9 protein-coding genes and 1 riboswitch are annotated in these 12,739 nt (G+C 59.7%); of the genes, 4 read left to right on the top strand and 5 right to left on the bottom strand.

Features of this window, described 5'->3' with window-relative positions; all coding sequences use genetic code 11:
- Positions 1–8: 8 nt before the first annotated feature.
- A complete protein-coding gene (locus QNH97_RS26850; RefSeq protein ID WP_283554641.1) occupies positions 9–1,415 on the bottom strand; it encodes an adenosylmethionine--8-amino-7-oxononanoate transaminase in 1,407 nt (468 codons plus the stop codon).
- 224 nt (positions 1,416–1,639) lie between these two features.
- Between QNH97_RS26850 and QNH97_RS26845 the strand changes: the two genes are divergently transcribed.
- The 3 genes from QNH97_RS26845 to QNH97_RS26835 all read left to right on the top strand — a co-directional run bounded on the left by QNH97_RS26845 (position 1,640) and on the right by QNH97_RS26835 (position 6,181).
- A complete protein-coding gene (locus QNH97_RS26845) occupies positions 1,640–3,397 on the top strand; it encodes a flavin monoamine oxidase family protein (RefSeq protein ID WP_283554640.1) in 1,758 nt (585 codons plus the stop codon).
- A gap of 1,603 nt (positions 3,398–5,000) precedes the next feature.
- Positions 5,001–5,552: a cytochrome b gene (locus QNH97_RS26840; RefSeq protein WP_283554639.1), complete on the top strand. Its 552-nt coding sequence runs from the start codon at positions 5,001–5,003 to the stop codon at positions 5,550–5,552.
- A gap of 32 nt (positions 5,553–5,584) precedes the next feature.
- Positions 5,585–6,181, top strand: coding sequence for a YceI family protein (locus QNH97_RS26835; protein WP_283554638.1), 597 nt, complete (start codon positions 5,585–5,587; stop codon positions 6,179–6,181).
- A 183-nt stretch (positions 6,182–6,364) separates the two neighbouring features.
- On the opposite strand, the gene rhlE2 is transcribed toward QNH97_RS26835, so the two are convergent.
- The 4 genes from rhlE2 to ahcY form a co-directional block, all read right to left on the bottom strand.
- Positions 6,365–8,239 (bottom strand): RNA helicase RhlE2, encoded by a 1,875-nt coding sequence (gene rhlE2 / locus QNH97_RS26830; protein ID WP_283554637.1) that lies wholly within the window; start codon positions 8,237–8,239, stop codon positions 6,365–6,367.
- Between the two features lie 261 nt (positions 8,240–8,500).
- Positions 8,501–9,283, bottom strand: a complete 783-nt coding sequence (locus tag QNH97_RS26825) for a substrate-binding periplasmic protein (RefSeq protein ID WP_283557558.1) — start codon at positions 9,281–9,283, stop codon at positions 8,501–8,503.
- A 208-nt stretch (positions 9,284–9,491) separates the two neighbouring features.
- Positions 9,492–10,337 (bottom strand): methylenetetrahydrofolate reductase [NAD(P)H], encoded by an 846-nt coding sequence (gene metF, locus QNH97_RS26820; protein ID WP_283554636.1) that lies wholly within the window; start codon positions 10,335–10,337, stop codon positions 9,492–9,494.
- 183 nt (positions 10,338–10,520) lie between these two features.
- Positions 10,521–11,930, bottom strand: coding sequence for an adenosylhomocysteinase (gene ahcY, locus QNH97_RS26815; protein ID WP_283554635.1), 1,410 nt, complete (start codon positions 11,928–11,930; stop codon positions 10,521–10,523).
- A gap of 23 nt (positions 11,931–11,953) precedes the next feature.
- Positions 11,954–12,060, bottom strand: a riboswitch (S-adenosyl-L-homocysteine riboswitch).
- Between the two features lie 191 nt (positions 12,061–12,251).
- On the opposite strand from ahcY, the gene QNH97_RS26810 reads away from it, so the two are divergent.
- Positions 12,252–12,656 carry an acyl-CoA thioesterase gene (locus QNH97_RS26810; RefSeq protein ID WP_283554634.1) on the top strand — a complete coding sequence of 135 codons (405 nt, stop codon included), beginning with the start codon at positions 12,252–12,254 and terminating at the stop codon, positions 12,654–12,656.
- Positions 12,657–12,739 lie beyond the last annotated feature (83 nt).

The following is a 12,739-nucleotide window of genomic DNA, read 5'->3' as shown; positions in this document are numbered from 1 at the left end:
ACTTGTGGTCAGCCCGGATCACGGAACCCAGGGTGGAAATCCTTCGGTACCGCCACGCTGACCTTGTCCCGCGTCGCGATGTCGATGCCTTCGCTGGCGACTTCTGCCAGGAAGTCGATCTGCTCCGGGGTGATGACATACGGCGGCAGGAAATACACCACGCTACCCAACGGACGCAGCAACGCGCCGCGCTCCAGGGCATGTTGGAACACCGTCAGGCCGCGACGCTCCTGCCACGGATAGGCGGTCTTGCTGGCCTTGTCCTTGACCATCTCAATGGCCAGCACCATGCCGGTCTGACGCACTTCGGCCACGTTCGGGTGATCAGCCAAGTGTGCGGTGGCGCTGGCCATGCGCTGAGCCAGGGCCTTGTTGTTTTCGATGACGTTGTCTTCTTCGAAGATATCCAGCGTCGCCAGGGCCGCCGCGCAGGCCAGTGGATTGCCCGTGTAGCTGTGGGAATGCAGGAAGGCGCGCAGGGTTGGATAGTCGTCGTAGAAGGCGCTGTAGACATCGTCGGTGGTCACGCACGCCGCCAGCGGCAGGTAGCCGCCCGTCAGGGCCTTGGACAGACAGAGGAAGTCCGGCGTGATACCGGCCTGCTCACAGGCGAACATGGTCCCGGTGCGACCGAAGCCGACGGCAATTTCGTCGTGGATCAAGTGCACGCCGTAGCGGTCGCAGGCCTCGCGCAGCAGTCTCAGGTACACCGGGTGATACATGCGCATGCCGCCGGCGCCCTGGATCAGCGGCTCGACGATCACTGCGGCCACCGTGTCGTGGTGTTCGGCGAGGGTCAGCTCCATGGCAGCGAACATCGTGCGCGAGTGTTCCTCCCAGCCCATGCCTTCGGGACGGTGGTAGCAGTCGGGGCTCGGTACCTTGATCGTATCCAGCAACAGTGCCTTGTAGGTTTCGGTGAACAGCGGCACATCGCCCACGGACATCGCCGCGATGGTTTCGCCGTGGTAACTGTTGGTCAGGGTGACAAAGCGCTTTTTATCCGGCCGGCCGCGATTGATCCAATAGTGAAAGCTCATCTTCATCGCCACTTCGATGCAGGACGAGCCGTTATCGGCGTAGAAGCACCGGGTCAGACCCTCGGGCGTCATCTTCACCAGGCGCTCGGACAGTTCGATCACTGGCTGATGACTGAATCCAGCGAGGATCACATGTTCCAGCTGATCGACCTGGTCCTTGATTCGCTGGTTGATGCGCGGGTTGGCGTGGCCGAACACGTTGACCCACCAGGAACTGACGGCGTCGAGGTAGCGCTTGCCTTCGAAGTCTTCCAGCCACACGCCTTCACCGCGCTTGATGGGGATCAGCGGCAGCTGTTCATGGTCTTTCATCTGGGTGCAGGGATGCCACAGCACCGCGAGGTCGCGTTGCATCCACTGGTTATTCAGGCCCATATACAGTCTCCTCGAGGCGGCTCGCGGCGGGCGCGGGCAAAACAATCGCGCAAGCCTATGCAATGGCGGCCTTGGGGACAACCCATTGTGTCATCGCGGCTACTTAGAGCGGGGCGATAGACGCCGCTGGCGGCGCTTTGATGGCTGACGTATTCTTCGCGGCTCTTCTGAGCGGTCTGGCTCGAAAAACTGAAATTCCCTACGTTTATTCCGGAGTTCGTTGAATGTCTGCTGGTTGGCTGCGCGCCTGTGCGCTGGTGATGATAGGGCTGTCCAGCGTTTCGGCGCTGGCCAAGGACAAACAACCGACGGCTATCGTCATTGGCGGCGGCCTGGCGGGACTCACGGCGGCCTATGAGCTGCAGAACAAAGGCTGGGCCGTGACCCTGCTGGAAGCCAAGCCGAGCTTGGGCGGTCGTTCGGGCATGGCCACCAGCGAGTGGATCGGCAATGAGAAGACGCAGCCGGTGCTGAACAAGTACGTCTCGACCTTCAAGTTGAGCACCACGCCGGCCCCGGAATTCGTACGCACCCCCAGCTACCTGATCGACGGTACCTACTACACGACCGCTGACCTTGCGGCCAAGCAGCCCGCCACGGCCGAAGCCCTCAAGCGCTACGAAACTACGGTGGACGACCTGGCGCGCTCGATTGACGACCCGCAGAACCCGTCCGCCAACAGCACGTTGCACTCGTTGGACCAGATCACCGTGTCCAACTGGCTCGACCGCCTGCAACTGCCGGCCACGGCCCGTCAGTTGGTGAACCAAGAGATTCGCACGCGCTACGACGAACCTTCGCGCCTGTCGTTGCTGTATTTCGCACAGCAGAACCGGGTCTATCGTGGCGTGTCCGACCGGGACCTGCGGGCTTCGCGGTTGTTGGGCGGCAGTCCGACCCTGGCCCAGGCGTTCGTCAAGCAACTGAAAACCATCAAGACCAGTTCACCTGTATCGGCCATTTCACAAGACAAGGACGGCGTGACCGTCAAGGTCGGTAGCGTCGGTTACCAGGCTGATTACGTGGTGCTGGCCGTGCCATTGCGGGCCCTGAACAAGATCCAGCTGACCCCGGCGCTGGACGCCCAGCATCAAGGCGCGATCAAGGGCACCAACTACGGCTGGCGCGACCAGATCATGCTCAAGTTCAAGACCCCGGTCTGGGACAGCAAGGCGCGCATGTCGGGCGAGATCTATAGCAACACTGGCCTGGGCATGATGTGGATCGAGCCGGCCATGAAGGGCGGCGCCAACGTGGTCATCAACCTGTCCGGCGACAATGCCCGGGTGATGCAGGCGTTCGGCGACAAGCAGATGGTCGACCAGGTGTTGATCCGCCTCCACGCGTTTTATCCACAGGCCCGTGGCGCGTTTACGGGTTATGAGATCCGTCGCTACAGCACCGACCCCTCCATGGGCGGGGCGTACCTGGCCTTTGGTCCGGGCCAGATCAGCAAGTACTGGCGCCTGTGGGAAAAGCCCTTGCAGCGCGTAGCCTTTGCCGGCGAACACACCGACACCCTGTATCCGGGCACCCTGGAAGGCGCGTTGCGCAGCGGCCAGCGGGCCGCCAGCCAGGTTGAAGACCTGGCGGCGGGCAAGTCGTTTGAACCGGCCAAGGTTGTTCCGGCTGCAACGGCAGCAGCGGCCGGTGCCGTGGCGGCGAAGAAGGGCAACTTCTTCAGTAACCTGTTTGGTGGCTCGGATGACGACAAGAAGCCGGAGCCGGTCAAGGCACCGGAGCCGGTAGCGCCTGCTCCAACGCCTGCGCCCGTCCCAGCACCCGCACCGGTGGAACCACCAGCGCCTGCTCCGGCGAAAGTTGAGCCAACCAAGAAAGCAACGGCCAAACCGGCGGCGAAAAAACCAGCTGCCAAGACCCCGGCTAAAAAAGCGCCGACCAAGGCACCGGTGAAAAAGGCCGAGCCGGCGAAGAAGCCAGCAGTCAAACCGACGACGACTACTGAAACCAAGTCTCAGTAACGATCAGGTGGAAAGAACGCGGTTCAAGGACCTAATGCTGTTCACTTAAGGCAATCGACAAACCCGTGGCGAGGGAGCTTGCTCTTGCTGGGCCGCGAAGCGGCCCCCAAACCTGCCAAATGCGGAGCATCAGACACACCGCACCCGCCGGTTTACGACTGCTTCGCAGCCGAGCGGGAGCAAGCTCCCTCGCCACAGGTCCTTCATTTTTCTTGAATGAACCACATGGGCCCAAGGGCCGCGTTTTTTTATCCCGCATCAAGCGTATCGGCGCCGCTTGATAAGCGCGACGTCCTACACGCCTCGGCGATATATCGGAAACTTCCCACCCTTTAACCGGAAGCAGGCGATAGTGCTTACCAAGCCATAAGTCTAGGCTCCTCGAAAAACAGGAGCGTGTATGAAAATACTGATGGCAATGGTCGTATTGGTTTCGATGTACGGGTGCGTGTATGGCGAATGCCGGGATCCTTTAAAAATTCCAATGATTCCAAAAAGAGATCCGCAGCTAGCACACAAATGCTCCATCGATCCATATAGGCCTGAGTGCTCGGTAAACTAATAATTCACAATTTTCACCTCGTAAAAGTTGGAGTTAATATGAGGTTGATAGCGGCTTTAATGCTATTGGCAGTATTCGGTGTCAGTGGTTGCACTGCTGATGGTCGTATGGTGCTGAAAAAGCACGATCCTCAATTAGTTTATAGATGCGACATGGATCCTTACAGGCCTGAGTGCGTCAATAAGTGACTCTAGAGAGGCGGCAGTGAAAACGACCAGGTTTTAATTTCAAAGTCCTCAAATAAAATTTTGACCCGCTTTCGCTTGGACATACGTCCCGGGACGAAGCCAAAGCGAGCCCAGCATTAGCTTCCCGTTCGCCTGTCAGGGATGACCAGGTTGCCGTCATCCTGAATGACCATACAAGCGTTGTACCAAAGCGACTTGTCCCTGCTATGGCTACTTTCAGCAATCCATAAGCGTCTTCTGGATGGGTCGTAAAGAAAACCACTATTAGCGATTACAAATTGCAGGGGCTCTCGCATTCTCTTTGGATACAAGGTTGCACTATAGCGTTGATTGCCATCTGCAACCCAGACTACGGCTTCACCCTCTTTGATGACCAAGTTTCCATTAACCTGCAATACCAATCGAAATCGCCCATTTGGAGACTGGAGGTACTGCCCCGGTGACATTGTTTGATTGGGAGGCAGCAACGGCGAGCCACTTGCTCGAAATGGAGTGTAAGGAACAGCCATGTTTTTTATCTTTGTTCAATGAATGTTGAAGCTCGCATTTAATCAAGGATAAAAAATGGAAAAGGTGATACATATATATTGCGTGGGCAAAAAAAATTAATCACGATGACGGCGCCAGCGTGGTCTCCTGTGGGCGCGAGCTTGCTCGCGATGAGATCCATGCGGCCATCCCATGGCTGCCTGCCTTCTTGCCATCACACCCGCCATTTTTCCGTTTAATCTTTCCTTAACCCACCCCCGCCAGACTGATCATCGTATTTCTCGATATTTCAAAGCGAAAATTTCCGCTTTAAATCGATAGATAACTCGCTAGTCTTGGTCGCAGTTTTTACAGGATATGAGCAATGCAGCTACGCAACTCTTCTTCTCGCTATGGCTGGGTCAGTATCACCCTGCACTGGGGCATTGCGCTGGTGGTGTACGGGTTGTTCGCCCTGGGCCTGTGGATGGTCGGCCTGGACTACTACAGCACCTGGCGCAAAGACGCGCCGGACCTGCACAAGAGCATTGGCCTGGTGCTGTTGGCGGTGATGTTGCTGCGGGTGATCTGGCGTTTTGTCAGCCCACCGCCGCCGACCCTGCAAAGCTACGGGCGCCTCACCCGTATCGGCGCCAAGCTTGGCCATAGCGCCCTGTATCTCGGGTTGTTCGCCGTGATGATTGCCGGTTACCTGATTTCCACCGCAGACGGTGTCGGGATTCCGGTGTTTGGCCTGTTTGAAGTACCCGCGTTGGTGTCCGGACTGCCCGATCAGGCAGACGTCGCCGGCCAGATTCACTTCTACCTGGCGTGGGGGCTGGTAATTTTTTCCGGCCTTCACGCGTTGGCTGCATTGAAACACCACTTTATCGACCGTGACGCGACCCTCAAGCGCATGCTGGGGCGCCAAGCCTGATGTTCAACCTCGACTCCAAAGGAATAGAAAGCATGTTGAAAAAGACGCTCGCCGCCCTGGCAATTGGTTCCGCCCTGCTGTCGGCCGGCCAGGCCATGGCTGCCGACTACGTGGTCGACAAGGAAGGCCAGCACGCCTTTGTCGACTTCAAGATCAGCCACCTGGGCTACAGCTACATCACCGGGACTTTCAAGGACATCGACGGCAAGTTCAGCTTCGACGCCGCCAAGCCTGAAGACAGCAAGATCGAGTTCAACGTCAATACCGCCAGCGTATTCACCAATCACGCTGAACGTGACAAGCACATTGCCAGCGGCGACTTCCTGAACGTGAGCAAGTTCGGCAAGGCCACCTTCGTTTCCACCAGCGTCAAATCCACCGGTAAAAACGCCGATGGCAAAGAAACTGCGGACGTGTCCGGTGACCTGACCCTGCTGGGCGTGACCAAGCCGGTCGTGGTCAAGGCCACCTTCCTGGGTGAAGGCAAGGACCCATGGGGCGGCTACCGTGCCGGCTTCGAAGGCACTACCAGCATCAAGCGTTCCGACTTCGGCAAGCAGAAAGACCTGGGCCCATCGTCCGACGTGGTCGAACTGTACGTTACGTTTGAAGGTGTCAAAGCGAAGTAATTTTCGCGCCTGACAAAAAACGCCCCCGATCTTGCGATCGGGGGCGTTTTTTATTACTCGGATTCGGGCAACACAGAGAACCCTGTGGGAGCGAGCTTGCTCGCGATGGCGTCAGTTCTGTCACATTGATGTTGACTGAACCACCGCTATCGCGAGCAAGCTCGCTCCCACATTTGGAAACACTCAGCGATTGCGTGTCAGCAATGCCGGCTTCTCGCCCCGTGGACGGCTTGGCAGTTGATCCAGCTGTTCAGGTGTCGGGAAGCGATCGGCTTTCGACTCCTTGTGCATGATCTTTGGCTGGTTGCCACGTGGGGCCTGCACCGCAGGCTCCTGGCGAGGCTGGTCGTCGTCACGGGCCGGGCGGCGCGGGCGGGTGTCTTCGCGGCGGGCCTGGCCGTCACGAGGGGCACCATTGCGTGGACCGCTGCGCTTGGCCGGCGGGGTGCCGGTGGACGAGCCGTTGCTGTTGCGTGGACCGTTCTGGCGACCCTGTGGCTGGCCGCTACGCGGTGCCCCCGCGCCTGCTGCGCCTTGTGCCGGGGCACCCGGGCGGCGACCGCGACCCTGGGCCGGCTTCTGCTGCGGCACATAGTCGACGCGGTTACCGAAGTTATCGACATCGTCGTCCAGGAACTCGTCGGGCGCGCGATCTGCAGAGGCGCGAGGTGCCGGGCGCTGTTGTTCACGGGCCGGCGTACCTTCGCGCGGCTTCTGCTCGCGGGCTGGGCGTTCGCCACGGCCATTGCTAGTGCTGGCCGATTTTTCCTTGCCCTTATCCTTGCCTTTGTCCTTGCGACCGCCGCCGCCACCGCCGCCATTTGGACCGTCGCCGCGTGGGCCACGGGCATTGCGCGGGTTGCGCACGTCCGGACGTTCACGCACTTCAGGCTTCTCGGCCTCGATCGTGCTGGCATCAAAGCCCATCAGGTCGCCGTCGGAGATTTTCTGCTTGGTCATGCGTTCGATGCTTTTGAGCAGCTTTTCTTCGTCCGGTGCGACCAGCGAGATCGCTTCACCCGAACGCCCGGCCCGACCGGTACGGCCGATACGGTGGACGTAGTCTTCGTCGACGTTAGGCAGCTCGAAGTTGACCACGTGGGGCAGTTGGTCGATGTCCAGGCCGCGGGCAGCGATGTCGGTGGCCACCAGGATGCGCACTTCGCCGGCCTTGAAGTCGGCCAGGGCCTTGGTACGGGCGTTCTGGCTCTTGTTGCCGTGGATCGCCACGGCCGGCAGGCCGTGTTTGTCCAGGTACTCGGCCAGACGGTTGGCACCGTGCTTGGTGCGGGTAAACACCAGCACCTGTTCCCAGGCACCGGCGGTAATCAGGTGCGCCAGCAAGGCACGCTTGTGGCTGGCCGGCAGGCGGAACACACGCTGTTCGATGCGCTCGACCGTGGTGTTCGGCGGCGTGACTTCGATGCGTTCCGGGTTGTGCAGCAGCTTGCCAGCCAGGTCGGTGATGTCCTTGGAGAACGTCGCCGAAAACAGCAGGTTCTGGCGTTTGGCAGGCAGGCGGGCGAGCACTTTCTTCACGTCATGGACAAAGCCCATGTCGAGCATGCGGTCGGCTTCGTCCAGCACGAGGATTTCAACGTGGGACAGATCGACGCTGCCCTGGCCAGCCAGGTCCAGCAGGCGACCGGGGCACGCCACCAGCACGTCGACGCCACGGGACATGGCCTGGACCTGGGGGTTCATGCCGACGCCGCCGAAAATGCAGGCACTGACGAACTTCAGGTCGCGAGCGTAAACCTTGAAGCTCTCGTGCACCTGGGCGGCCAGTTCGCGGGTTGGGGTCAGGACCAGTACGCGCGGTTGACGCGGGCCGTGACGCTGGGATTTGTCTGGGTGACCGTTAGGGAATAGCCGCTCCAGAATCGGGAGGGCAAAACCGCCGGTTTTACCAGTGCCTGTCTGCGCCGCAACCATCAGGTCGCGGCCTTGCAACACGGCGGGAATTGCCCGCTGTTGCACCGGGGTAGGCTGGGTGTAGCCGGCGGCCTCGATGGCGCGGACTAAAGCCTCGGAGAGACCGAGGGAAGCAAAGGACATGAGTAATCCTGTTTTAGTGAGGGCCTGGCCCAATGGGATAGTCTTGCCGGGCGCGAATGACGTTCAACAAAAAGACGTCACCCCGTCCGGTCCTGCCGAGTCTGAAAGACGGGTCCGGACAGGGCTCGCGCGGGCTGGAAGCTGCGCTGTAGCGGTGTCGGGATGCCTTTTGCAAGACCGGGCGTCCGGGCGTGAGCCTGGCGGGAAGGCCGGAGTATAACAGAGCAAACGCCGTGCGCCGCTTTCCTGCTGCTCAACGGTTTATTTCAGTGTGGCGGCCGGGTAGGGCGCTGCCGTTTTGGTCGCAAGGTTGGCTCCGTAGCGGGCACTGAGCTCGGCATAGGCTGGTTCGCGCTTGAAACGCTTGAGTTCGGCCCCGAAGCGCTGCACCAGCAAATCCATCCCGGCATTGCGCCGTACCGCCAGGTATTGGCTTTGACGGCTCACGACCGTCGGGTTTTCGGTGATCTGGTCGCCCAACTGCATTTGCGTGAGTACATGCCGGCCCACCCGGCGGTCGGTGATGAGCAGGTCGATCCGGCCCAGCTGCAATTTGCCGAAGTTGGCTTCGTGGGTCGGCGCCGTTTCACGCTTGAACAGGGACGATTCGCTGAAAGCCGGGCTGTACAGGTAGCCGGGCGATGTACCGACGGTCAGGCCACCCAGGTCATCGAGCGTGCGAAACGGATAGGGCCGGGCGTTGGCGTAGAACATCACGAACTCCACGTCCGACAGCGGTTCGCTGGGATAGAGCAGCATGGCGTCGCGTTCGTCGCTGTGAAAAATATCCAGCGCTCCGTCCGCCAGTCCCTGTTCCAGCATTGCCAGGCACCGCTTCCATGGGAGGAACTGCCATTCCACGTCGATACCCAGGCGCTTGAATACAATGGCCGTGGTTTCGTAGTCCAGGCCCAGCATCCTGCCGTTTTCCTCGTAGACATAAGGTGCCCAGGGTTCGGTGACAATGCGCAACTTCTCGGCCCGGGCAGCCATGCTCAGGAAGAAAAGAAGAAGGGCAGTGAGTAACTGGGCAATAACGGGCATGGACCCGAGGTTACGACGAGAACTCATCAAATAGCTAGAGTGCTCTGGTTCGGGCCTTAGTTGCCTTTTGCCTGCGTGCGATACGGATCGATCGCCCGCAGTATACGTTTCAGGGTAAATGCTCCTGGCAAGGGCTGGAGCGGCGCAACAAACTGCATAAAAAAAGACCCTGGTTTTCACCAAGGCCTTTTGTGCCACTGCATCAGTGTCAACGCGGCAGCTTGAGATTGTTCCATACCGCCAGGCTGGCTTCGGCCTGGTTCAACGTATAGAAATGCAACCCCGGCGCACCACCTTGGAGCAAGCGCTCACACATTTGCGTGATGACTTCCTCGCCGAAGCGCTGGATGCTGGATGTATCGTCGCCGTAGGCTTCCAGTTGCTTGCGGATCCAGCGTGGGATTTCCGCCCCGCAGGCGTCGGAGAAACGCGCCAGCTTGCTGTAGTTGGTGATCGGCATGATGCCCGGCACGACAGGAATGTCGACGCCCATCTTGCGTATGCGCTCGACGAAATAGAAATAGCTGTCGGCGTTGAAGAAGTACTGGGTGATCGCACTGTTGGCGCCGGCATTGGCCTTGCGCACGAAGTTACGCAGGTCGTCTTCGAAATTGCGCGCCTGGGGGTGCATTTCCGGGTACGCCGCGACTTCGATGTGGAAGTGATCGCCGGTTTCTTCACGAATGAATTCAACCAGATCGTTGGCGTGGCGCAGCTCGCCGCTGGCCATGCCCATGCCCGAGGGCAAGTCACCGCGCAAGGCAACGATGCGCTTGATGCCCGCCGCCTTGTACTGGGTCAGCAGGCCGCGCAGGTCGTCCTTGCTGTCGCCCACGCAAGACAGGTGGGGGGCGGCCGGGACTTTGACTTCGCTTTCGAGCTGTAACACGGTGTTCATCGTGCGGTCACGGGTCGAACCGCCGGCGCCATAGGTGCAGGAAAAGAAATCGGGGTTGTAGCTCGCCAACTGACGGGCAGTGGCGATCAGTTTTTCATGCCCAGCATCGGTCTTCGTTGGGAAGAACTCGAAGCTGTAGCGACGTTCTTGGGACATGGTCATATCCTTGGAAACTCGTGAGCCGGAGAAGCCTACGCAGATCCTGTAAGGCAGGCTGGTGTGGGAGCGAGCTTGCTCGCGATCAGTCTCACCTCGGTCCAACAGTCAGATCGAGGTGTCTGCATCGCGAGCAGGCTCGCTCACACAAAAGAGCCCGCTCCCACAGGGGAGCAGCGCCGATCAGTAGCGGTAAGCGTGTGGCTTGAACGGGCCTTCGACGGTCACGCCGATGTAGTCAGCTTGCTGCTTGGTCAACTGGGTGACCACGCCGCCGAAACCACGGACCATTTCCAGGGCTACTTCTTCGTCGAGTTTCTTGGGCAGGACTTCCACGGTCAGGCGCTCGGCTTTCTGGGCCGGCGACAGGTCGGCGTATTTCTGGCCGAACAGGAAGATCTGGGCCAGGACCTGGTTGGCGAACGAGCCGTCCATGATGCGGCTTGGGTGGCCAGTAGCATTGCCCAGGTTGACCAGGCGGCCTTCGGCCAGCAGGATCAGGTAGTCGTCGTTTTGCGGGTCGAAGCTGCCGGTGCCGGTGCGGTGAACCTTGTGGACCTGTGGCTTCACTTCTTCCCATGCCCAGTTCTTGCGCATGAAGGCGGTGTCGATTTCATTGTCGAAGTGACCGATGTTGCAGACCACGGCGCGCTTCTTCAGGGCCTTGAGCATGTTGGCATCACAGACATTGACGTTGCCGGTGGTGGTCACGATCAGGTCGATCTTGCCCAGCAGTGCTTTGTCGATGCTGGCTTCGGTGCCGTCGTTGATCCCGTCGATGAACGGAGAGACCAGCTCGAAACCGTCCATGCAGGCTTGCATGGCGCAGATCGGGTCGACTTCCGACACTTTGACGATCATGCCTTCCTGACGCAGGGACTGGGACGAACCTTTGCCCACGTCACCGTAGCCGATCACCAGCGCCTGCTTGCCGGACAGCAAGTGGTCGGTGCCGCGCTTGATGGCGTCGTTGAGGCTGTGACGGCAGCCGTATTTGTTGTCGTTCTTGCTCTTGGTCACCGAGTCGTTGACGTTGATGGCCGGGATTTTCAGCTCGCCCTTGGCCAGCATGTCCAACAGGCGGTGTACGCCGGTGGTGGTTTCTTCGGTCACGCCGTGGACTTTTTCCAGCACGGCCGGGTATTTCTTGTGCAGCAGCTCGGTCAGGTCGCCGCCGTCGTCGAGGATCATGTTGGTGTCCCATGGCTGGCCATCCTTGAGGATGGTTTGCTCCAGGCACCACTCGTACTCTTGCTCGGTCTCGCCCTTCCAGGCGAATACCGGGATACCGGCAGCGGCGATGGCGGCTGCGGCCTGGTCCTGGGTCGAGAAGATGTTGCAGGACGACCAGCGCACTTCGGCCCCCAGGGCAATCAGGGTTTCGATCAGCACGGCGGTCTGGATGGTCATGTGGATGCAGCCGAGGATCTTCGCGCCCTTGAGCGGTTGCTCGCCGGCATACTTGCGACGCAGGCCCATCAGGGCTGGCATTTCGGATTCGGCGATGATGATTTCGCGACGGCCCCAGGCGGCCAGGGACATGTCGGCGACTTTGTAGTCGGTAAAAGCTGCAGGCGTGATAACAGCGCTCATGAAGAGCCTCCATTCGTAATGTATGCGAATGGGCGCCGTTGTGCGTTTAGTGTCCGTGCGGGGAGCCCCGTACAAACAACGCCCCATCCGAGCCTGACAGGTCGAGCCTGCTGCAGCGCCCCTCGGACAGGTGGCGGGAACGGTCCAAAGTGTGGACCGGGTAAAACGGGGGCGATTATAACGGGCTAATCGGATCTTCCAAAAGGGTTTCTGTCGGCAAATCAAAATTGCCGATGACCGTTATAGGGCCTGCGACATAGAGCCGGGCAGCTCGGTCTGCCATGATGCAGGCATTCATCGGCCAGACGCTCAGGAGTGAACATGAATTTCCACACCCGCAAATGGGTCAAGCCCGAAGACCTCAACCCCAACGGCACGCTGTTCGGCGGCAGCCTGTTGCGCTGGATCGACGAAGAGGCCGCGATCTATGCCATCGTCCAGCTCGGCAACCAGCGCGTGGTCACCAAGTACATCTCGGAAATCAACTTTGTCAGCGCCTCGCGGCAGGGCGACATCATCGAGCTGGGCATCACCGCCACTGAGTTTGGCCGCACGTCCATCACCCTGACTTGCGAGGTGCGTAACAAAATCACCCGCAAGAGCATCCTGACCGTGGAAAAAATGGTCTTCGTCAATCTCGGTGAAGACGGTTTGCCGGCGCCTCATGGGCGGACCGAGATCAGGTACGTCAAGGATCAGTTCCAGGATGACATTACCAGCGAGTGATATCGGCGGTGTCTCCAATCGCGAGCAGGCTCGCTCCCACATGGTCTTCGGACCGGTCACAGGATTTATGTACACCACCAATC

It is taken from the genome of Pseudomonas sp. G2-4, from assembly GCF_030064125.1.
GTDB lineage: Bacteria > Pseudomonadota > Gammaproteobacteria > Pseudomonadales > Pseudomonadaceae > Aquipseudomonas.
Note: the sequence above shows the minus strand (reverse complement) of the source record. Positions and strands in the feature narration are given on the sequence as shown.

Bases quoted from the DNA above. Each gene is read 5' to 3' on its own strand.
- QNH97_RS26825 (WP_283557558.1), bottom strand. From the start codon at position 9,283: ATGCCCGTTATTGCCCAGTTACTCACTGCCCTTCTTCTTTTCTTCCTG.
- QNH97_RS26845 (WP_283554640.1), top strand. From the start codon at position 1,640: ATGTCTGCTGGTTGGCTGCGCGCCTGTGCGCTGGTGATGATAGGGCTG.
- QNH97_RS26835 (WP_283554638.1), top strand. From the start codon at position 5,585: ATGTTGAAAAAGACGCTCGCCGCCCTGGCAATTGGTTCCGCCCTGCTG.
- QNH97_RS26850 (WP_283554641.1), bottom strand. From the start codon at position 1,415: ATGGGCCTGAATAACCAGTGGATGCAACGCGACCTCGCGGTGCTGTGG.
- rhlE2 (WP_283554637.1), bottom strand. From the start codon at position 8,239: ATGTCCTTTGCTTCCCTCGGTCTCTCCGAGGCTTTAGTCCGCGCCATC.
- QNH97_RS26810 (WP_283554634.1), top strand. From the start codon at position 12,252: ATGAATTTCCACACCCGCAAATGGGTCAAGCCCGAAGACCTCAACCCC.
- metF (WP_283554636.1), bottom strand. From the start codon at position 10,337: ATGTCCCAAGAACGTCGCTACAGCTTCGAGTTCTTCCCAACGAAGACC.
- ahcY (WP_283554635.1), bottom strand. From the start codon at position 11,930: ATGAGCGCTGTTATCACGCCTGCAGCTTTTACCGACTACAAAGTCGCC.
- QNH97_RS26840 (WP_283554639.1), top strand. From the start codon at position 5,001: ATGCAGCTACGCAACTCTTCTTCTCGCTATGGCTGGGTCAGTATCACC.